This window comes from Novosphingobium sp. ERW19, from assembly GCF_012641315.1.
GTDB lineage: Bacteria > Pseudomonadota > Alphaproteobacteria > Sphingomonadales > Sphingomonadaceae > Novosphingobium.
In genome coordinates this window covers 88,724-107,526 of record NZ_JABAIC010000002.1, presented here as the reverse complement: position 1 = coordinate 107,526, position 18,803 = coordinate 88,724, and the positions used below count along the sequence as shown (strand labels likewise).

The window sequence follows — 18,803 nt, the reverse complement described above, 5'->3', positions numbered from 1 at the left end:
GTTCAGCCCTTCATCCGGTTGACATCGTCGACGGCGATCGTGCCGCGGCCACGGAAGTAGATGACGAGAATGGCAAGCCCGATCGCGGCTTCGCCCGCGGCCACCGTCAGCACGAACATCGCGAAGACCTGGCCGACAAGGTCGTGCAGGAACGCGCTGAACGCGACGAGGTTGAGGTTCACCGAAAGCAGGATCAGTTCGATCGCCATCAGGATGATGATCACGTTCTTCCGGTTGAGGAAGATGCCGAGCACGCCCAATACGAACAGGATCGAGCTGACGACGAGATAGTGTTCGATGCCGATCATCAGATCTGGACCCCCTTGCCGATCTCAGGCTGGAGATTGACGGTCGCCTCTTCCGGACGACGCGCGTTCTGCTTCGAGACGTTCTGGCCGCGCGTGTCGGTGCGCTGGCGATGCGTCAGCACGATCGCGCCGATCATTGCCACCAGCAGCACGATGCCCGCCGCTTCGAACAGGAACAGGTAACGGCTGTAGAGCAGCGCACCGATCGCCTCGATGTTCGAGGCCTCGGCCACAGGCGCAGCCGAACCATCGGCCTTGCCCAGAGCCACCGATCCCGCGCCACGCACGATAAGGCCGACGAACAGCTCGACGAACAGCACGACTGCCAGCGCCAGCCCGAGCGGGAAGTTCTTGATGAACCCGGCGCGCAGTTCGGCAAAATCGATGTCGAGCATCATCACCACGAACAGGAACAGCACCGCGACCGCGCCGACATAGACGATGACCAGCAGCATCGCGATGAACTCTGCGCCCACCAGCACCATCAGGCCGGCGGCGTTGAAGAACGCGAGGATCAGCCAGAGCACCGAATGCACCGGATTGCGCGCAAGGATCGTCACCGCACCACTGAAGATGCAGAGCGTGGCAAAGAGATAGAAGGCAAATACCTGAATCATTGGCGCGGCCCCCTAGCGATACGGCGCATCGGCTTCAAGGTTCGCGGCAATCGCCCGCTCCCACTTGTCCCCGTTCGAAAGGAGCTTGGCCTTGTCATAGAGCAGCTCTTCGCGCGTTTCGGTCGCGTATTCGAAGTTCGGCCCCTCGACGATGGCATCGACCGGGCAGGCTTCCTGGCAGAAGCCGCAGAAGATGCACTTGGTCATGTCGATGTCGTAGCGCGTGGTGCGACGGCTGCCGTCCTCACGCGGTTCGGCCTCGATGGTGATCGCCTGCGCCGGACACACCGCCTCGCACAGCTTGCACGCGATGCAGCGCTCCTCGCCGTTGGGATAACGGCGCAGCGCATGTTCACCACGGAAGCGCGGGGAAAGCGGGTTCTTCTCGAACGGGTAGTTGATCGTCGCCTTGGGCTTGAAGAGATACTTCAAGGTCAGCCAGTGCGCCTTCACGAACTCCCAAAGGGTAAAGCTCTTGATGAGCTGTCCGACGGTCATGCGAAGTGTCCGGTAGCCATGAGGTAGCCGCTGACGAGCAACACGAACAGCAGCGATACGGGCAGGAAGATCTTCCAGCCCAGGCGCATCAGCTGGTCATAGCGATAGCGCGGGACGGTCGCCTTCACCCAGCTGAATATGAAGAAGAAGAACAGGATCTTGAGCAGCAGCCACACGAAGCCCGGCACGAGGTAGAGCACCGGAATGTCGAGCGGCGGCAGGTATCCGCCCCAGAACAGCACAGCGTTCAGCGCGCACATCAGCAGCACGTTGGCATATTCGCCCAGCCAGTAGAGCGCAAAGGCCATCGACGAGTATTCGGTCTGATAGCCCGCAACCAGTTCCGATTCCGCCTCGGTCAGGTCGAACGGTGCGCGTGCGGTTTCAGCCATGCCCGAGATCAGGAACATCACCCACATCGGGAACAGCAGCGGGTTCGCGACGAAGCCGTTGATGATCCAGACGTGGCTTTGTTGCGCCTTGACGATGTCGTTCAGGTTGAACGTCCCCGCCCACAGCACCACGCAGATCAGGATGAAGCCGATCGAGACTTCGTAGGAGATCATCTGCGCCGAGGCGCGCATCGCCGAGAAGAACGGGTACTTCGAGTTCGACGACCAGCCCGCGATCACCACGCCGTAAACGCCCAGCGACGAAATTGCCAGAACGTAGAGCAGGCCGACGTTGATGTTGGCCAGCACCGCGCCCGAATTGAACGGGATCACCGCCCAGGCCATCAGCGCGACGGTAAAGGTGATGATAGGCGCGATCAGGAACAGGCCCTTGTTCGCGGCCGAAGGAATGATGGTTTCCTGCAGGAACACCTTCAGACCGTCGGCAAAAGACTGCAGCAGGCCCAGCGGACCCACCACGTTCGGTCCCTTGCGCAGCGCCATCGCCGCCCAGATCTTGCGGTCGGCATAGATGATCATGGCAACGCCGAGCATCAGCGGAAACGCGATCAGCAGGATCCCGCAGATGGTGGCAATGCCCCAGGCCCACTCGTACGAGAGGCCAAGACCCATGAAGAACTCGGTCATTCCGCGGCCTCCGCGAAGCTTTCCCCATGCAGCAGTTCCGCCGAGCAGCGCTGCAGCGTCGGGCTGGAACGGGCGATGGCGTTGGTCAGGTAGCGGTCCTTGATCGGATAGCCCGCAATCACGCCCTCGGCCTTGGCACCCGAAGGGGCGGCAGGCAGAGCGCCATAATCGGCCAGACCTTCCACACCCAGCGCCGGAACCTCGGCAACCATCGCGGCACGAAGCTGCTCGAAGCTGTCGAAGCCGACCGAAACGCCCAGCGCATCGGCCATGGCGCGCAGGATCGTCCAGTCCTCGCGGGCATCGCCCGGCGCGAACACGGCCTTTTCGGCATACTGCACGCGGCCTTCGGTGTTGACGTAAGTGCCGTCCTTCTCGCTGAACGCGGCGGCCGGCAGGATCACGTCGGCAGCATGCGCCGCCTTGTCGCCATGATGGCCGATGTGGACGATCATGCTGTCGGCAAACTTCGTAAAGTCCACCTCGTCTGCGCCCAGCGAGATCACCATCTTCGGCTTGGCCGCAACCAGATCGGCAATGCCGCCGGCCTGAGCGTAACCGAGCATCAGTCCGCCCATGCGGCTCGCGGCCATGTGGACGACGTTGAAGCCGTTCCAGCCCTCACGAACGAGGTTGAACTGCTCGGCAAAGGCCAGACCTGCGCCAAGCGCGCCCTTGCCCAGTGCCGCGCCGCCCAGAATGACCGCAGGCTTCAGCGCCGAACCGAACACATCGCTGACTTCGGCAGGCAGGTTGCCCAGCACCGCCAGATCGTCACCGAGGAACGTCGCCGGATAAGTCGGGTCCCACTGCGGGCCGACCACGAAGACCTTCGCGCCCTTCTTCACCGCCTTGCGCAGGCGGGTGTTAAGCAGCGGCGCCTCGTCGCGGATCATTGACCCCACGATCAGCACGGCGTCCGCATCCTCGATGCCAGCCAGCGTCGAATTGAAATTCACTGCCGCAAGGTTCGACGTGTCATAAGCAAGACCGGTCTGGCGGCCTTCGAGCAGCGTGGAACCCAGGGCTCCGGCCAGCTTCTTGGCCGCAAACATCGTCTCGCAATCGACCAGATCGCCCGCGATCACCGCCACCGACGAACCCGGATTGATCCTCGCAACGGCCTCGAAAGCCTCGGCCCAGGTCGCCGCAACCAGCTTGCCATCACGGCGTAGCCACGGCTTGTCGAGACGGCGGCGGGTCAGCCCGTCGACCATGTAGCGGCCACGGTCGGACAGCCATTCCTCGTTCACGTCGTCGTTCACGCGTGGCAGGATGCGCAGCACTTCACGGCCACGGCTGTCGAGCCGCACGTTCGAGCCGATCGCGTCCGAAACGTCAATCGACAGCGTCTTCTTCAGCTCCCACGGACGCGCTTCGAACGCATAGGGGCGAGAAGTCAGCGCGCCGACCGGGCAAAGGTCGATCACGTTGGCGGAAAGCTCGTGCGCCGCAGCCTTTTCCAGATAGGTGGAAATCTGCATCGTCTCGCCGCGATAGAGCGCGCCGATCTCGTCCACGCCCGCCACTTCCTCGCTGAAGCGGACGCAGCGGGTGCAATGGATGCAGCGCGTCATCGTCGTCTTGATGAGCGGCCCCATGTACTTCTCGGTCACCGCGCGCTTGTTCTCGTGATAGCGCGAGGCGCCGCGGCCATAGGCGACCGACTGGTCCTGCAGATCGCATTCGCCGCCCTGATCGCAGATCGGGCAGTCGAGCGGGTGATTGATAAGGAGAAACTCCATCACTCCTTCCCGCGCCTTCTTGACCATCTCGGAATCCGTGCGGATTTCCTGGCCTTCGCTGGCCGGAAGCGCGCACGAAGCCTGCGGCTTGGGCGGCCCCGGCTTCACTTCGACCAGGCACATGCGGCAGTTTCCGGCAATGCTCAGCCGCTCGTGATAGCAGAAGCGCGGGATTTCCTTGCCGGCCAGCTCGCACGCCTGCAGGACGGTAGCGCCTGCCGGAACCTCGAGTTCTACGCCGTCGACTTTGACCTTGGGCATTATTCTGCTGCCTCCCGGACATCGCCCGCACGTTCGGCGATGCGACGTTCGATTTCGGGGCGGAAGTGGCGGATCAAGCCCTGGATCGGCCAAGCGGCCGCGTCACCCAGGGCACAGATGGTGTGGCCTTCGACCTGCTTGGTCACGTTGAACAGCATGTCGATTTCCTCGACATCCGCATCGCCCGTGCGCAGGCGTTCCATCACGCGCCACATCCAGCCCGTTCCTTCGCGGCACGGCGTGCACTGGCCGCAGCTTTCGTGCTTGTAGAAATACGACAGACGGCTGATCGCGCGGACGATGTCGGTCGACTTGTCCATGACGATGACAGCGGCGGTGCCAAGGCCCGAACCCAGCGCGCGAAGGCCATCGAAGTCCATCGGCGCGTCCCAGATTTCGGCCGCCGGAACCAGCGGGACCGACGAGCCGCCGGGGATCACGGCGAGCAGGTTGTCCTTGCCGCCACGGATGCCGCCGCAGTGCTTCTCGATCAGCTCGCTGAACGGGATGCTCATCTCTTCCTCGACCACGCAGGGCCGGTTCACGTGGCCGCTGATCTGGAAGAGCTTGGTGCCCTTGTTGTTCTCGCGCCCGAACGAGGAGAACCACGAAGCGCCGCGACGCAGGATCGTCGGCGCAACCGCGATCGATTCCACGTTGTTGACCGTGGTCGGGCAGCCATAAAGGCCCGCGCCTGCCGGGAACGGCGGCTTGAGACGCGGCTGGCCCTTCTTGCCTTCGAGGCTCTCGATCATCGCGGTCTCTTCGCCGCAGATGTAGGCGCCCGCGCCGCGATGGACGAAGACGTCGAAATCGTAGCCCGAACCGCTCGCGTTCTTGCCGATAAGGCCGGCGTCATAGGCCTCCTGCACGGCGGCAAACAGAGTCTCGGCCTCGCGGATATATTCGCCGCGAATGTAGATGTAGGCGGCGCGCGCACGCATCGCATAGCCCGCGATCAGCGCGCCCTCGATCAGCTTGTGCGGATCGTGGCGGATGATCTCGCGGTCCTTGCACGAACCCGGCTCGGACTCGTCGGCGTTGATCACCAGGAAGCTGGGACGGCCGTCCTTCGATTCCTTGGGCATGAACGACCACTTCATGCCGGTGGGGAAGCCCGCACCGCCACGACCGCGCAGGCCCGAAGCCTTGATTTCCTCGATGATCGCGTCCTGCCCGCGCTCCATCAGGGCCTTGGTGTTGTCCCAATCCCCGCGCTGACGAGCAGCGGCGAGGTTCCACGGCTGGAAGCCGTAGACGTTGGTGAAGATGCGGTCCTTGTCCTGAAGGGCCATCTTACCACTCCCCTCGATAGTCGTGGTTGGCATCGACCATCGCCGTCAGGTTGCTCAAGGCACCTGCCGGTTCCACCGTATGACGGCCCGGCAGCTGCGTGCCGGTCTTCGGCTGCTTGCCCGCGGCCAGCTCGTCAAGGATGCGCTCCATGTCGGCGGCGGTGAGGTCTTCGTAGTTGTCGTCGTTGATCTGGACCATGGGAGCAGAGGCGCAGTTGCCCATGCACTCGACCTCGGTCAGCGTGAACATGCCGTCCGCCGTGGTGTGGCCCTTCTTCAGGCCCTTGCCCTTGCAGGCGGCGAGGATGTCGTCAGACCCGCGCAGCATGCACGGCGTAGTGCCGCAGACCTGCACGTGGAAACGGCCGATCGGCGCGATGTTGTACATCGTGTAGAACGTCGCCACCTCGACCACGCGGATCACCGGCATGTCGAGGTACTTGGCGACATATTCCATCACCGGGATCGGCAGCCAGCCTTGCGTGTTCAGCTCCGCCCCCACCTGGCGCTGCGCCAGATCGAGAAGCGGCATCACCGCAGAGCGCTGACGCCCCGCGGGATAACGACCGACGATGACCTTGGCCTGCTCGGCATTCTCCGCCGTCCATTCAAAGCCACCCCAGCGCGCGCGCAGTTCGGGGCTGTCCGGTTCGATGAAGCGATCAGCCATTGGTCCGCCCCCGCTTGATCAGGATATCCTGCGCATAGTGGAACAGCTCGAACCCGCCGATGGCGGCGATCAGCATGGGCAGCGTCTCGGTCGCCTGCGCGCCGAGATACAGTTCGCCGAAGTACCACGCGGCGAGCACGAGGCCCGTCAGCATGGCCCACAGGCGCATGAGGTCAAACGTGGACTTCACCGGATAAACTCCACCCGAGAGCACTTGTCGCCCTCGAAAGAATAGACTGCGATCACATCGAACGGCTCGACCAGCGCCGAACCATCGGTGGCGGGCCCGCGCGTCACATGCTCGCGCATCAGCACGTAGTTGCCGATGGCCTGCGCTTCCTTGATCTCGGCATGGTTCTGCGGCCAGCGCGCAAACGCGGCAGCAAGGCCCGAGCGCGTGCCCTCCTTGCCCTCACGCACCACATCCCCACGATAGTTCGCCTCGCAGGCATCGTCGGTCATGTAGGAGACGTAAGTATCCACGTCCTGCGCGTTGTAGGCGGCGATCATCGCCTTGGCCGTGTCAAGATTGCTCACCGGTCACACTCCCCGAACACCACGTCGATCGCGCCGATGATCGCGGTCACGTCGGGCAGCATGTGGCCTACGCTCATGAAGTCCATTGCCTGGAGGTGGCTGAATGCGGTCGGGCGGATCTTGCAGCGGTAGGGCTTGTTCGAGCCGTCCGAGATCAGATAGACGCCGAATTCGCCCTTGGGGCTTTCGGTTGCCACGTAGACTTCGCCCGCCGGAACGTGGAAGCCTTCGGTGTAGAGCTTGAAGTGATGGATCAGCGCTTCCATCGACTGCTTCATCTCGGCGCGCTTGGGCGGCACCACCTTGCGGTCGGTGCTGGCCACCGGGCCTTCGGGCATCTGCGCAATGCACTGCTTCATGATGCGGGCCGACTGGCGCACTTCCTCGACACGGACCATGAAGCGGTCATAGCAATCGCCGTTGGTGCCCACGGGCACGGCAAAATCCATGCGGTCATAGACGTCGTAGGGCTGGCTCTTGCGCAGGTCCCACGGAATGCCCGAGCCACGGATCATCGGGCCGGAGAAGCCCCAGCGCAGCGCATCTTCCTTCGAGACGATGGCAATATCGACATTGCGCTGCTTGAAGATGCGGTTGTCGACGACGAGGCTCATCGCGTCTTCGAACAGCGGGAACAGACGCTCGTCGATCCAGTCCGCGATGTCGGTCAGCAGCTTGAGCGGCACGTCCTGGTGCACGCCGCCGGGGCGGAACCATGCCGAGTGCATGCGCGCGCCCGAAGCGCGTTCGAAGAAGTTGAGGCAGTCCTCGCGGATTTCGAACAGCCACAGGTTCGGCGTCATCGCGCCGACGTCCATGACGTGCGACCCGAGGTTGAGCATGTGGTTGCAGATGCGGGTCAGCTCGGCGAACAGCACGCGCAGGTACTGGGCGCGCAGCGGAACCTCGATGTTCAGCAGCTTTTCTACCGCGAGCACGTAGGAGTGCTCCATGCCGAGCGGCGAGCAGTAGTCGAGCCGGTCGAAATACGGCAGCGCCTGCAGGTAGGTCTTGTGCTCGATCAGCTTCTCGGTGCCGCGATGGAGCAGGCCGACGTGCGGGTCGATTCGCTCGATGATCTCGCCGTCAAGCTCCATCACCATGCGCAGCACGCCGTGTGCCGCCGGGTGCTGGGGCCCGAAGTTGATCGTGTAGTTGGTGATGACCTCGTCGCCGGTGGTCGGCGACTGTTCGAGGCTCAGGCTCATGCGCCTTCTCCATCGGTCTTCTTCTTGCGCGGCTTGCGAGCCGGACGATCTTCGGTCGGCTCAGGCGCGGCAGGCGCGTCCTTGGTCGAATCCGCAGGCGGCACAGCCTTGGCAGCCTCGGCGTTGGCCTTCTCGCCCGCACCGGTATCGGCAGGCTTTTCCGTCGTCGTGGGCGTAGCGACAGGAGCAGGCGCTGGGTTTGCCGGTGGCACAACAGCCTTCTCGTCGCCCGGCAGCACGTAGTCCGCGCCTTCCCACGGGCTCATGAAGTCGAATTGGCGGAGGTCCTGCGCCAGCTGCACCGGCTCATAGACCACGCGCTTGTCTTCTTCCGAATAGCGCAGCTCGACATAGCCGGTCAGCGGGAAGTCCTTGCGGAACGGATGCCCCTGGAAACCATAGTCGGTGAGGATGCGGCGAAGGTCCGAATTGCCCGCGAACAACACGCCAAACATGTCGTAGACTTCGCGCTCGTACCAGCCGGCGTTCGGCCAGAGCGTCGTCACGGTCGGCACCGGCGTCGCCTCGTCGGTCGAGGTCTTGACGATCACGCGGTGGTTCTTCGTCACCGACAGCAGGCAGTAGCACACGTCGAAACGTTCAGCCCGCTGCGGGTAGTCGACGCCCGCGATGTCCATCAGCTGCTGGTATTCGTGATTGTCACGGAGCAGGCGCAGGGCATCCTCGACGCTGTCGCGCGCAACGGTGAGCAGGATTTCGCCATGCTCCTCGTCAGCCGAGACCAGCATCGCGCCCAGCGAAGCCGCCAGCGCTTCCTTCACACCCTCGTTCGAGGACCAGCGCGGCGCGGAGTGGAGAACGGTCATAATCCCTTGCTCCTCAGCGCTCGATCGTGCCGGCGCGGCGGATCTTCCGCTGCAGCTGCATCACGCCATAGAGCAGCGCCTCGGCGGTCGGCGGACAGCCGGGGACATAGATGTCCACGGGCACGATGCGGTCACAGCCACGCACCACCGAATAGCTGTAGTGATAATAGCCGCCGCCATTGGCGCACGACCCCATCGAGATCACGTACTTCGGGTCCGACATCTGGTCGTAGACCTTGCGCAGCGCCGGGGCCATCTTGTTGCACAGCGTGCCGGCCACGATCATCACGTCCGACTGGCGCGGCGAAGCACGCGGGGCAACGCCGAAGCGCTCCATGTCATAGCGCGGCATGTTGACGTGGATCATCTCGACCGCGCAGCAGGCAAGGCCGAAGGTCATCCACCACAGCGAGCCGGTACGGGCCCACTGGAACAGTTCCTCGGTGCTGGTGACGAGGAAGCCCTTGTCATTCACCTCGGCATTGAGGCTGTCGAAAAACGCCTGGTCCGGCGCCGTCACGGCACCGGCATTGGCAGTAACGAGCGGGTTAGTGGCCATGTTGCTCATTCCCAGTCCAGCGCGCCCTTCTTCCAGGCGTAGATGAAGCCGATCACCAGTTCGCCGAGGAAGACCATCATGGTCGTCCACCCGGCCCAACCGGTTTCCTTCAGGCTGACGGCCCAGGGAAACAGGAACGCGGCTTCGAGATCGAAGATAATGAACAGGATCGCGACGAGATAGAACCGTACGTCGAACTGGCTGCGCGGGTCTTCGAACGCGGGGAAGCCGCATTCATACTCGCTGAGCTTTTCCGCGGTGGGATTGTGAGCGCCGGTCAGGCGCGACACGCCCATCGGCAGGAACACGAATGCGGAAGAAAGCGCCAATGCGATCCCGAGGAAGATCAGGATCGGCAGGTATTGAGACAGATCGACCAAAGGGCTGACTCGCGAAGCTGCAGGTTCGCCTGCGCCCTAGTCCCGACCGCGCCCGTACGCAAGTGGGGTGGATTGCACTAAGGGCGGAATTGCCCGCCCTTTTCCCCGTCTTGCACCGCGGGGCGACGCAGATGCGCCGCCGTGCCATTCGTAAGCCTTGCTTACTTCAGCTGCATCTTGAGCGTGCGCGCCGTGGCAGCACCATAAGGCGGCTTGAGGCCCGCAATCTTGGCAAGGTCAATCTTCGGCTGGCTATAGACTGCGCGGGCATGGCTGAACGAACGGAAGCCTTCCACGCCGTGGTAGCTGCCCATGCCCGAAGGCCCCACCCCGCCGAACGGCAGGTCATCGGCCGAGACATGAAAAATAACATCATTGACGGTAACCCCGCCCGAGATCGTCCGGGTCAGCACTGCCTCTCGCTCGGCCGCATCCTCGCCGAAGTAATAAAGCCCCAGCGGACGGTCATGCGCATTGATATAGTCGATGGCCTGTTCGATCCGGGAATAGGTCTTCACCGGCAGCACCGGCCCGAAGATCTCGTCCTGCATGACCTTCATGTCGTCACTGACGTTGCGCAGGATCGTCAGCGGCAGCTTGTTGCCGTTCGATCCCTCGAAGTTCTCGTTCCCCGGATTGACGACAATCGCCTCGGCCCCCTTGGCAACGGCATCATCGACAAGGCCCGCCAACCGGTCACGGTGCCGCCGGTTGATGACCGAGGTGTAGTCATCATTCGCCAGAAGCGTCGGGTACATCTGCGCCACGCTTGCCTGCACCGCGCCGATGGCCTTGTGCTCGAGCTCCTCGGGCACAAGCATGTAGTCTGGTGCAAGGCAGATCTGCCCGGCGTTCATCATCTTGCCCAGCGCGATCCGCTCCGCCGCCTTGGCAACGTCGGCACTGCGACCGAGAATGGTCGGCGACTTGCCGCCCAGTTCCAGCGTCACCGGCACCAGATTGTCGGCCGCCGCATGCAACACATGCTTGCCAATCGAGGTCGCCCCGGTGAACAGCAGGTGGTCAAACGGCAGCGAGCAGAAGTCCTGCCCCGTCTGCGGTCCCCCAAGGATCACCGCTACCTCCTCCTCGCCGAAGAACTTCGGAAATAGCTCGGCCATCAGTTCCGAGGTCCGCTCGGTAAACTCGCTGGGCTTCAGCATCGCTCGGTTGCCTGCCGCGAAGGCCTGCGCCAGCGGCCCCATCGTCAGCCCCACCGGAAAATTCCACGGCGCTACGATGCCGATCACACCCTTGGGCTCGTACCGCACCTCGGCCCGCGCCCCAAGCAGGTTCAGCGGGAAGTTGACGTGGCGCTTCTCAGGCTTGCTCCACGCCTTCATGCGCTTCTGCGAATAGCGGATCAGGCTGATCGAAGGCATGATGTCGGTCAGCATCGACTGCTCGTGGCTGCGATGGCCAAAGTCGGCGCTCATAGCCCGGGCGAAGTCCTCCCCATGTGCCAGCAGCATTCTGGCGCACCGCTCCAAACGGTCATTGCGCGTGGCCAGCGGCTCGGGCCGCGCTGCCGTGAACGCCTCGCGCTGCTTGCCCAGCGCAGTCATCATCTCGTCGCGCGCCGTTTCCTTGAACATGTCGCCCCGCTCCCCGAATCGTTCTCAGCCTGGTCCCTGCAGCAGGAAGAGCAGCCATGCCGTAGCGGCAAGGCAGGTCCCCAGCGGCAGGGCCGTGTCGGCATCGATCTTACGCTTGCTGACAAGCATGACAATAGCCGCCGCAATGCCGATGATGCTCGCGCCAAGCATGGTCTCGACCACGCCGAGCGGCCCCAGCCAGAGCCCGATGGCGCCAAGCAGCGGCGGATCGCCCGAGCCCATCCCCTCGCGCCCACGAGCCTTGAGATAGAACCGCGCGATCAGCCACAGCATTGCATAACCCAGCACGCCCCCGGCAAGGGCTGTTCCGATCACCCCGGCGTCGTCGGTCACCCTCGCCCGCGCGACCGCAACGAGCAGCCCGCTAGCCGCCAGCCAGCCGACCAGCAGCCGCGGCAGCCACAAGTGCCTCAAGTCGAGCAAAGCCAGCAGCAGCAACTGCCACCCCAGCAGCATCGCGGCGAGCGCCAGCCCATCGCGCGCAAGCAGTAGTGATGCCACGCCGATGCCCGCGCCGCCCAGTTCGCAGGCCAGTTGCCATCCGCCGATCCGGGAGCCGCAGGTCCGGCAACGCCCCGCCTGCACCAGCCACGACAGGACCGGAACCAGCTCGACCACCGTCAGAGCCTTGCCGCACCCTTCGCAAGCCGACCGGCCGCTCACGATCGAACGGCCCGACGGCAACCGTTCCAGAGCAGCGCCCAGAAAACTCCCGAAAATTGCGCCCAGAATGGCCGAACCGACCAGCGGAACGCCTGCAGGCAGGCTCGAAAATGCAGGTTCCAGCATCTGTTCGACCAATGCCCCATTTGCGTTCGCTGCAGTGCAGCACTATGTACGCAGATGAACGCGGGAGCACACAAGCCCGCGCATCAGCGCCCAGACACAAGGGCCAAATGCAAAGGTCAGTCAAGACATGGCACAGTTCTCGTCAGCCGATCCCGTCGTCATCCTGTCCTATGCCCGCACCCCGATGGGCGCGATGCAGGGAGCCTTGGCAGACGTTTCTGCCACCGATCTCGGCGCCACCGCCGTCAAGGCTGCGGTCGAGCGCGCAGGCGTCTCGCCCGATGGCATCGACCGTATCTACATGGGCTGCGTGCTTCCGGCAGGCCTTGGTCAGGCTCCTGCCCGCCAGGCGGCCATCAAGGCCGGTCTTCCCAAGTCGGTCCAGGCAACCACGGTCAACAAGGTTTGCGGCTCGGGCATGCAGACCATCATCATGGGCGCCGAAGCGCTGGCTGCGGGCAGCGTCGATGTCGTCGTCGCCGGCGGCATGGAATCGATGACCAATGCGCCGTACCTTCTCAAGAAGCACCGCTCGGGCGCGCGCATCGGCCACGACACGGCCTATGACCACATGTTCCTCGACGGTCTGGAAGACGCCTACGAGGCTGGCCGCGCCATGGGCACCTTCGCGCAGGACACCGCCAACGCCTATCAGCTGACACGCGAACAGCAGGACACCTACACCGTGGAGTCCCTGCGCCGCGCCCAGACGGCTGTTGCGGACGGGACTTTCAAGGACGAGATCGCCCCGGTCACCGTGAAGACGCGCGCCGGCGAAGTCACCGTCGACACCGACGAGGCACCCGGCAAGGGCCGTCCTGACAAGATCCCGTCGCTCAAGCCCGCCTTTGCCAAGGACGGCACGATCACCGCCGCCACCTCCTCGTCGATCTCAGACGGTGCGGCAGCAGTTGTCCTCGCCCGTGAGAGCACTGCCAAGGCTGCGGGCCTCGCCCCTGTCGCAAAGGTCATCGCGCTTGCCGCCCACGCGCAGGAACCGAAGGACTTCACCACTGCCCCGGTCGGCGCGATCCAGAAGGTTCTCGACAAGGCCGCATGGTCGATCGCCGATGTCGACCTGTTCGAAGTCAACGAAGCCTTCGCCTGCGTTGCCATGTTCGCGATGCACGACCTCGGCATCCCGCACGAGAAGATCAACGTCCATGGCGGCGCAACGGCACTCGGCCATCCCATTGGCGCGTCGGGCACCCGCATCGTCACCACGCTGATCGCCGCGCTCAAGAAGCATGGCAAGACCAAGGGCGTTGCCAGCCTCTGCATCGGCGGCGGTGAAGCGACGGCCCTGGCCATCGAACTGGTCTGATCCGCAACAGTCCGGCACAACGCCCGGAACAACGAAAGACCCCGACCGCAAGGCCGGGGTCTTTTCGCATCACGAACCGGCCATCGCCGTCAGGGCTTGCCCGCACCCCACACCGCTGTCGCCTTGATAAAGCCTTTGCGACCGTCAACGTCGAAGCTGCACCAGCCAGCCTTGCAATCGCCGATCTTGCCCATGACTCCGGGGGCCACGCGCCAGAGCAGACGCCCTGATCCGTCTTTGTTTTCGCGCAGGCCGGTGATCGAGCCCTTGACGATACCGGTCTGGTCCCTGCTCAGGAACTGCGCCAGCATCCAGCCCCGCGCGCCATCGGGATCCTCGACCAGACGCCAGCCCCCCATCACGCGCAACACTTTCATGGGCACGCCCTTGCGGGTGTAGGTCCAGTTGATCCGATATTCCCGACCCGGGCCCACGCGCATGTTCGCAGTGTCCTTGCGGGTCGATACCCAGTACGGCACGCCCGCGTCTGCGTCCTGCGCAACGGCTGTCGGCGCAAGCAGGGCGCAGGCGACTGACGCAAGGATGGCAGCAGGGGCACGACTGTAGCTCTTGATCATGTCCCAGCCGTCGCAAAAATGACCGGCAAGAGCAACACCGCACAGCGCTCTGTCCACGATGGCAGGGCCTTACCGCGCTTGACCGCTGCCCCACCCCCGGCCTAGCTTTGCAGCCATGCCGAGTTCCGCCGACTATCGCCCGACCCGCCGTGTCGATGGCACCCCGCGCGTCGCCGTCACCCGCCGTCTGCTCCCGGAAACGGAAGCGCGGATGGCCGAGCTTTTCGACGTCTCCCTGAACGATGAAGACCGCGCCATGTCGCGTGACCAGCTTGTCGCGGCGATGCAATCGGCCCATGTCCTCGTCCCCACGGTAACGGATCGGATCGATGCGGCGATGATCGCCGAAGCTGGTCCGCAACTTGGTTTGATCGCCAACTTCGGTGCGGGCACCGAACATATCGACCTTGCCGCCGCGCGCGCCCGCAAGATCATCGTCACCAACACGCCCGGCGTATTCACCGACGACACTGCGGACATGACGATCGCCCTGATCATCTCGGTCGCCCGCCGCTTGAACTATGGTGGCCGCACACTGCGCGCCGGGAAATGGGAAGGCTGGGCACCATCCACGATGCTGGGCCACCGCCTCGCCGGAAAGACGCTGGGCATCATCGGCATGGGTCGCATCGGCCAGGCCGTCGCGCATCGGGCAAGGGCTTTCGGGCTCAATGTCCTGTACAACAGCCGCCACCGCCTGCCCGAAGCGCTCGAGACGATGTTCGGCGCAAATTTCGAACCCGATCTCGACAGGCTGGTCGCCGAGGCGGACATTCTGACGCTGCATTGCCCGGCCACGCCGGAAACGCATCACATGATCGACGCGCGACGCATCGGCCTGATGAAGCCGCACGCCTACATCGTGAACACTGCGCGCGGCCAGTTGATCGAGGAAGAGGCCCTCATTGCAGCCTTGGTCGATGGCCGCATCGGCGGCGCCGGGCTCGACGTGTTCGAACACGAACCCCAGGTCGATGCGCGCTTGCTGGCCCATCACAATGTGGCGATCCTGCCGCACATGGGCAGCGCCACGTTCGAGGGCCGCATTGCTTCGGGCGACAAGGTCATCGCCAACATCCGCTTCTGGGCGGATGGTCATCGCCCGCCAGACCAGGTGCTTGAAGGCCTCGTTTAACGCAAAGCCACTGTCCGAAACTGGAACCGTTCGTCGCGTTTCGCACAACAAACGGTTGTCGGCGCGCTTGTGCGCTGCCGCAAAGTTGCTCTAAAGCCCCGCGCGGAGAGGATCTGGCGCAGCACCACTGCGCGAGGGGGAGAGTCACGCATGCGTAAACTACTGGCGATGGCCTGCGCCGCAGGAGCGATTCTGCTGCCCGCACTGGCCCATGCCCAAGGCGCCGTCAGCGTCGAGGATGTTGCCGATACCGGAGACACCGCCTGGATTCTGGTGTCTTCAGCCTTCGTGCTGATGATGGCGATGCCGGGCCTGACGCTGTTCTACGGCGGTCTCGTCCGAGCCAAGGGCTTCCTTGCCGTGCTCGTGCAGGTGGGAGCAATTGCGGCAGTCGCCTCGGTGCTTTGGGTGATGGTCGGTTACACCCTGGCCTTTGGCGACGTGTCGGGCGGCTGGCTCGGCGCAGGCAACGCCTGGATGCTCCTGAACCTCGGCAACGTCCGCGCCAATACCGCGATCCCGGAAAGCGCCTTTGCCCTGTTCCAGATGTGCTTCGCGCTGATCACGCCCGCCCTGATGGTCGGCGCATGGGTCGATCGCGCGCGCTTCGGTTGGGTCGTCGCCTTCACCGCGTTGTGGAGCCTTCTGGTCTACGCACCGGTAGCGCACTGGATCTGGGGCGGCGGTTGGCTGGCAACCCGCTTCGGCACGCTGGATTTCGCCGGCGGGATCGTCGTCCACACCACCGCAGGCGTATCGGCGCTGATCGTAGCGATGTTGCTTGGCAAGCGCGCCGGTTTTCCCAAGACGCTGATGCTGCCGCACAGCCCTGCTCTCACGATGGCCGGTGCCGCCCTGCTCTGGGTCGGCTGGTTCGGCTTCAACGGAGGCTCTGCCCTCGCCGCCAATGACGATGCCGCCTCGGCGATCATCAACACTCACCTTGCCGCCTGCGTCGCCGCGCTCGTCTGGATCGGCATCGAAAAGCTCAGCGTCGGCAAGGCCACCTCGGTCGGCTTTGCCACCGGCGCCATCGCCGGCCTCGCAACCGTAACGCCTGCCGCCGGGTTCATCGCCCCGGGTTCTGCCATGCTGTTCGGCATAGTCGCTGCGGCCGTCTGCTATCCGATGATCCAGCTGGTCAAGCAGCGGCTCCAGATTGACGACTCGCTCGACGTCTTCGCCGTCCACGGTGTTGGTGGCATGATCGGGTCTCTGCTGCTGGCCGTGTTCATCTCGCCTTCGTTCGGCGGGACTGGCTTTGCCGAGGGCATGACACTGGGCCGCCAGATCGTGGCCCAGGTTGCCGGCGTCGGCATCGTGGCGGTATGGAGCGGCATCGCCACCGTCGTCTGCTCGCTGATGGTTTCCATGGTCATCCCCATGCGCGTCAGCGAAGACGAGGAACGCGAAGGCCTCGACATCACCAGCCACGGCGAACGCGCCTGGGAATTCGACTGATCGAACGCAGGCAAGGCGCGGCTTCGTCAAGTCGCGCCTTGCACCGGCCAGCGCACAGCCATAATCAGGTGCCATGACCGTACCTGAGGCCGACGCCCCGCCCCTGCTCGAACAGGATCTGTGCACGGGCTGCGCGGCATGCTGCGACGGCACGTTGTTCACCCATGTCGAAGTAACCCGCGACGAGGAGCAGGCACTTGGCCATCGCTTCGCCATGCAATCGCGCGAAACCGATGCGATCTTCTTTCAGCCCTGCCCGCACTCTGTTTGCCAGAGCTGCCAGATCTATACGATGCGCCCCGAAACCTGCCGCACCTTCCGTTGCAAGACATTGAAGGCCATGCGCGCCAGCGAGATCGAGAGTGCCGAGGCCTTTCGGCGCGTGGACGAAATGCTGAAGGCGCGTGAGCAGTTGCAGCCATTCCTGATCGCAGGGGAAACGCTCAACGCCGCACGCGATCGCCGCGCACACATCGCCGCCAAGCCCGAGCGCACGGCGGTCGAAACGGCCTTCCTGCTTAAACTGACAGCCTTCGACCTCCTGCTCGACCGCTACTTCCGGGATTCTCGCAAGGCGATGTTTCTTCAAAGGTCGTCAGGTCAGGCGGCGGCCTAGGCACTAACCTTGGTTATAACTGTCTCTAGCTAAAATTTCCTGAAGCTCATGACCTTCGGTAGATAGCAAGGCTGCTTTGCCGCCGGTATCATCCCGACAAATGGCCGAAACTGACGAACTCTCCATCGCAAGCAAGCTCTGCCTCGCTTGTGGCCTTTGCTGCGACGGCACGGTCTTCGGCTTTGCCCTGATCGAGGAATCCGAGGTCGAGGATACGGCCGCGATCGGTCTGCAAACCTTCCGCACGACCAATGATGAGCCGGCATTCCGGCTAGGGTGCCACTATCTCGATGGCACGGCCTGCACGCGCTACCAGTCCTGGCGACCGTCGGTCTGCGGCGACTACTACTGTCAGGTCCAGAAGCGCGTGCGCAAGCACGAACTCGCCGAGGAAAAAGCGTTCAGCATGATTGCCCGGGCCAGGCAGATGACCGATGAAATCAAGGCCTTGCTGCCCCCCGGAGTGCCAATCTCGCAAGCGCGGCGGCTCTTCAAGGATCTCGCTGCAAAGCAGCCCGATCTTGCGCCAGATGAAGCCACCTTCCTGGTCAAGATGTTCGTGCTCGAACGCTTTCTCGACAGCGAGTTCAGAGGAGCCAAACGTGCGCATCTTCGCGGCGCGGAAAAGCGGCAGGCGTCCCAGCATGGCGCTGCCTCGCAAAGTTGAACTTGCGGTCGATTCCTGCCGAAAGTTATCCCGGCTTTGTGACTAATTTCCCCGCTGCGCTTGCCTTCCGACAAGTGGCGCCACGCCGACGTCGCCTGTATTCCTGCTGGAATGTCTGCCGCCGCACCTGATCTCACGCTGGAAAGCAGGCTTTGCCTGGCATGCGGCCTGTGTTGTGACGGCACCCTCTATGAGGATGCCAAGATCCGCGAAGACGAAATCAGCGATGTCGAAAGCATCGGCCTGACAACTTCGCGCAATGCGCAAGGCCATCCCACGTTCGCATTTGCCTGCCACTACCTCGATGGCGCCTGTTGCACCCGATACGAGCAATGGCGCCCATCTGTCTGTTCAAAATTCTTCTGCAGGGTCCAGCAAAGGGCGCGCGCAGGCGAATTGACCGAAGGGCAGGCTCTCGAAAAGATTGCAGCGGCTCGCCAACTGGTCACCGAGGTCAAGGCAGTGCTGCCCGACGGCATGCCCATCGTCGAAGCGCGTCATCATTTCACGCGCATCGCGGCAAGGCAGCCCGACCTTTCGCCGATCGAAGCCCGCTTCGCAGTCAAGATGTTCGTGCTCGAACGATTCCTGGATCTAGAATTCCGCAAGGCCGACAAGGGGCATCTACCCGCTGCCAGCACATCCAGCACCCCGGCCTGACCGGAGCGCCGC

The 18,803-nt window shown here is 63.7% G+C and carries 22 protein-coding genes; 6 read left to right on the top strand and 16 right to left on the bottom strand.

Features of this window, described 5'->3' with window-relative positions:
- Nucleotides 1-2: 2 nt before the first annotated feature.
- From nuoK to HGI46_RS03785, 15 genes are all read right to left on the bottom strand, one after another.
- Entirely contained in the window at nt 3-308 is a 306-nt protein-coding gene (gene nuoK / locus HGI46_RS03855; RefSeq protein WP_011445933.1) for an NADH-quinone oxidoreductase subunit NuoK, read from the bottom strand.
- Nucleotides 308-925, bottom strand: a complete 618-nt coding sequence (locus HGI46_RS03850) for an NADH-quinone oxidoreductase subunit J (RefSeq protein ID WP_168903194.1) — start codon at nt 923-925, stop codon at nt 308-310. The genes nuoK and HGI46_RS03850 overlap by 1 nt, the downstream gene beginning before the upstream one ends.
- 12 nt (nt 926-937) lie before the next feature.
- Nucleotides 938-1,423 (bottom strand): NADH-quinone oxidoreductase subunit NuoI, encoded by a 486-nt coding sequence (gene nuoI, locus HGI46_RS03845; protein WP_118074064.1) that lies wholly within the window; start codon nt 1,421-1,423, stop codon nt 938-940.
- Complete coding sequence (nuoH, locus tag HGI46_RS03840) at nt 1,420-2,463, bottom strand: NADH-quinone oxidoreductase subunit NuoH (protein WP_168903193.1); 1,044 nt, start codon at nt 2,461-2,463, stop codon at nt 1,420-1,422. Before nuoH ends, nuoI begins: the two co-directional genes overlap by 4 nt.
- Entirely contained in the window at nt 2,460-4,469 is a 2,010-nt protein-coding gene (nuoG, locus tag HGI46_RS03835; RefSeq protein ID WP_168903192.1) for an NADH-quinone oxidoreductase subunit NuoG, read from the bottom strand. Before nuoG ends, nuoH begins: the two co-directional genes overlap by 4 nt.
- Entirely contained in the window at nt 4,469-5,764 is a 1,296-nt protein-coding gene (gene nuoF, locus HGI46_RS03830; protein WP_118074067.1) for an NADH-quinone oxidoreductase subunit NuoF, read from the bottom strand. Before nuoF ends, nuoG begins: the two co-directional genes overlap by 1 nt.
- 1 nt (nt 5,765) lies before the next feature.
- Nucleotides 5,766-6,434, bottom strand: a complete 669-nt coding sequence (locus HGI46_RS03825; protein WP_168903191.1) for an NAD(P)H-dependent oxidoreductase subunit E — start codon at nt 6,432-6,434, stop codon at nt 5,766-5,768.
- Entirely contained in the window at nt 6,427-6,624 is a 198-nt protein-coding gene (locus HGI46_RS03820) for a hypothetical protein (RefSeq protein ID WP_118074069.1), read from the bottom strand. The genes HGI46_RS03825 and HGI46_RS03820 overlap by 8 nt, the downstream gene beginning before the upstream one ends.
- On the bottom strand, nt 6,621-6,971 hold the full coding sequence (locus HGI46_RS03815; RefSeq protein ID WP_168903190.1) for a nuclear transport factor 2 family protein: 351 nt from the start codon (nt 6,969-6,971) through the stop codon (nt 6,621-6,623). Before HGI46_RS03815 ends, HGI46_RS03820 begins: the two co-directional genes overlap by 4 nt.
- Complete coding sequence (locus HGI46_RS03810) at nt 6,968-8,179, bottom strand: NADH-quinone oxidoreductase subunit D (RefSeq protein WP_168903189.1); 1,212 nt, start codon at nt 8,177-8,179, stop codon at nt 6,968-6,970. Before HGI46_RS03810 ends, HGI46_RS03815 begins: the two co-directional genes overlap by 4 nt.
- On the bottom strand, nt 8,176-9,006 hold the full coding sequence (locus HGI46_RS03805; protein ID WP_168903188.1) for an NADH-quinone oxidoreductase subunit C: 831 nt from the start codon (nt 9,004-9,006) through the stop codon (nt 8,176-8,178). Before HGI46_RS03805 ends, HGI46_RS03810 begins: the two co-directional genes overlap by 4 nt.
- Nucleotides 9,007-9,019: 13 nt before the next feature.
- Nucleotides 9,020-9,565, bottom strand: a complete 546-nt coding sequence (locus HGI46_RS03800; RefSeq protein WP_118074794.1) for an NADH-quinone oxidoreductase subunit B — start codon at nt 9,563-9,565, stop codon at nt 9,020-9,022.
- 5 nt (nt 9,566-9,570) lie between these two features.
- Complete coding sequence (locus tag HGI46_RS03795; protein WP_039331365.1) at nt 9,571-9,945, bottom strand: NADH-quinone oxidoreductase subunit A; 375 nt, start codon at nt 9,943-9,945, stop codon at nt 9,571-9,573.
- 161 nt (nt 9,946-10,106) lie between these two features.
- Complete coding sequence (locus HGI46_RS03790) at nt 10,107-11,540, bottom strand: coniferyl aldehyde dehydrogenase (protein ID WP_168903187.1); 1,434 nt, start codon at nt 11,538-11,540, stop codon at nt 10,107-10,109.
- Nucleotides 11,541-11,564: 24 nt separating this feature from the next.
- Nucleotides 11,565-12,350 (bottom strand): A24 family peptidase, encoded by a 786-nt coding sequence (locus HGI46_RS03785; RefSeq protein ID WP_168903186.1) that lies wholly within the window; start codon nt 12,348-12,350, stop codon nt 11,565-11,567.
- 127 nt (nt 12,351-12,477) lie between these two features.
- On the opposite strand from HGI46_RS03785, the gene HGI46_RS03780 reads away from it, so the two are divergent.
- Nucleotides 12,478-13,674 carry an acetyl-CoA C-acyltransferase gene (locus HGI46_RS03780; protein ID WP_168903185.1) on the top strand — a complete coding sequence of 399 codons (1,197 nt, stop codon included), beginning with the start codon at nt 12,478-12,480 and terminating at the stop codon, nt 13,672-13,674.
- A gap of 89 nt (nt 13,675-13,763) precedes the next feature.
- On the opposite strand, the gene HGI46_RS03775 is transcribed toward HGI46_RS03780, so the two are convergent.
- Complete coding sequence (locus HGI46_RS03775; protein ID WP_118074077.1) at nt 13,764-14,252, bottom strand: SH3 domain-containing protein; 489 nt, start codon at nt 14,250-14,252, stop codon at nt 13,764-13,766.
- A 115-nt stretch (nt 14,253-14,367) separates the two neighbouring features.
- Here HGI46_RS03775 and HGI46_RS03770 point away from each other — a divergent pair, with 115 nt between their 5' ends.
- The 5 genes from HGI46_RS03770 to HGI46_RS03750 all read left to right on the top strand — a co-directional run bounded on the left by HGI46_RS03770 (nt 14,368) and on the right by HGI46_RS03750 (nt 18,791).
- Nucleotides 14,368-15,387: a D-glycerate dehydrogenase gene (locus HGI46_RS03770; protein WP_168903184.1), complete on the top strand. Its 1,020-nt coding sequence runs from the start codon at nt 14,368-14,370 to the stop codon at nt 15,385-15,387.
- Nucleotides 15,388-15,537: 150 nt separating this feature from the next.
- The gene (locus HGI46_RS03765) at nt 15,538-16,848 is read left to right on the top strand and encodes an ammonium transporter (protein ID WP_168903183.1); all 1,311 of its coding nucleotides are present in this window, start codon (nt 15,538-15,540) and stop codon (nt 16,846-16,848) included.
- A gap of 73 nt (nt 16,849-16,921) precedes the next feature.
- Entirely contained in the window at nt 16,922-17,464 is a 543-nt protein-coding gene (locus HGI46_RS03760) for a YkgJ family cysteine cluster protein (RefSeq protein ID WP_168903182.1), read from the top strand.
- A gap of 100 nt (nt 17,465-17,564) precedes the next feature.
- Nucleotides 17,565-18,131 (top strand): YkgJ family cysteine cluster protein, encoded by a 567-nt coding sequence (locus HGI46_RS03755; protein WP_168903181.1) that lies wholly within the window; start codon nt 17,565-17,567, stop codon nt 18,129-18,131.
- 111 nt (nt 18,132-18,242) lie between these two features.
- Nucleotides 18,243-18,791 carry a YkgJ family cysteine cluster protein gene (locus tag HGI46_RS03750; protein ID WP_168903180.1) on the top strand — a complete coding sequence of 183 codons (549 nt, stop codon included), beginning with the start codon at nt 18,243-18,245 and terminating at the stop codon, nt 18,789-18,791.
- Nucleotides 18,792-18,803: the final 12 nt, after the last annotated feature.

What these genes read in the sequence shown, in the direction of transcription:
- HGI46_RS03760 (WP_168903182.1), top strand. Translation starts at nt 16,922, where the DNA reads ATGACCGTACCTGAGGCCGACGCCCCGCCCCTGCTCGAACAGGATCTG.
- HGI46_RS03785 (WP_168903186.1), bottom strand. Translation starts at nt 12,350, where the DNA reads ATGCTGGAACCTGCATTTTCGAGCCTGCCTGCAGGCGTTCCGCTGGTC.
- HGI46_RS03800 (WP_118074794.1), bottom strand. Translation starts at nt 9,565, where the DNA reads ATGGCCACTAACCCGCTCGTTACTGCCAATGCCGGTGCCGTGACGGCG.
- HGI46_RS03770 (WP_168903184.1), top strand. Translation starts at nt 14,368, where the DNA reads ATGCCGAGTTCCGCCGACTATCGCCCGACCCGCCGTGTCGATGGCACC.
- HGI46_RS03765 (WP_168903183.1), top strand. Translation starts at nt 15,538, where the DNA reads ATGCGTAAACTACTGGCGATGGCCTGCGCCGCAGGAGCGATTCTGCTG.
- HGI46_RS03810 (WP_168903189.1), bottom strand. Translation starts at nt 8,179, where the DNA reads ATGAGCCTGAGCCTCGAACAGTCGCCGACCACCGGCGACGAGGTCATC.
- nuoI (WP_118074064.1), bottom strand. Translation starts at nt 1,423, where the DNA reads ATGACCGTCGGACAGCTCATCAAGAGCTTTACCCTTTGGGAGTTCGTG.
- nuoG (WP_168903192.1), bottom strand. Translation starts at nt 4,469, where the DNA reads ATGCCCAAGGTCAAAGTCGACGGCGTAGAACTCGAGGTTCCGGCAGGC.
- HGI46_RS03805 (WP_168903188.1), bottom strand. Translation starts at nt 9,006, where the DNA reads ATGACCGTTCTCCACTCCGCGCCGCGCTGGTCCTCGAACGAGGGTGTG.
- nuoF (WP_118074067.1), bottom strand. Translation starts at nt 5,764, where the DNA reads ATGGCCCTTCAGGACAAGGACCGCATCTTCACCAACGTCTACGGCTTC.
- nuoH (WP_168903193.1), bottom strand. Translation starts at nt 2,463, where the DNA reads ATGACCGAGTTCTTCATGGGTCTTGGCCTCTCGTACGAGTGGGCCTGG.
- HGI46_RS03825 (WP_168903191.1), bottom strand. Translation starts at nt 6,434, where the DNA reads ATGGCTGATCGCTTCATCGAACCGGACAGCCCCGAACTGCGCGCGCGC.
- HGI46_RS03790 (WP_168903187.1), bottom strand. Translation starts at nt 11,540, where the DNA reads ATGTTCAAGGAAACGGCGCGCGACGAGATGATGACTGCGCTGGGCAAG.
- HGI46_RS03780 (WP_168903185.1), top strand. Translation starts at nt 12,478, where the DNA reads ATGGCACAGTTCTCGTCAGCCGATCCCGTCGTCATCCTGTCCTATGCC.
- HGI46_RS03850 (WP_168903194.1), bottom strand. Translation starts at nt 925, where the DNA reads ATGATTCAGGTATTTGCCTTCTATCTCTTTGCCACGCTCTGCATCTTC.
- HGI46_RS03775 (WP_118074077.1), bottom strand. Translation starts at nt 14,252, where the DNA reads ATGATCAAGAGCTACAGTCGTGCCCCTGCTGCCATCCTTGCGTCAGTC.
- nuoK (WP_011445933.1), bottom strand. Translation starts at nt 308, where the DNA reads ATGATCGGCATCGAACACTATCTCGTCGTCAGCTCGATCCTGTTCGTA.
- HGI46_RS03755 (WP_168903181.1), top strand. Translation starts at nt 17,565, where the DNA reads ATGGCCGAAACTGACGAACTCTCCATCGCAAGCAAGCTCTGCCTCGCT.
- HGI46_RS03750 (WP_168903180.1), top strand. Translation starts at nt 18,243, where the DNA reads ATGTCTGCCGCCGCACCTGATCTCACGCTGGAAAGCAGGCTTTGCCTG.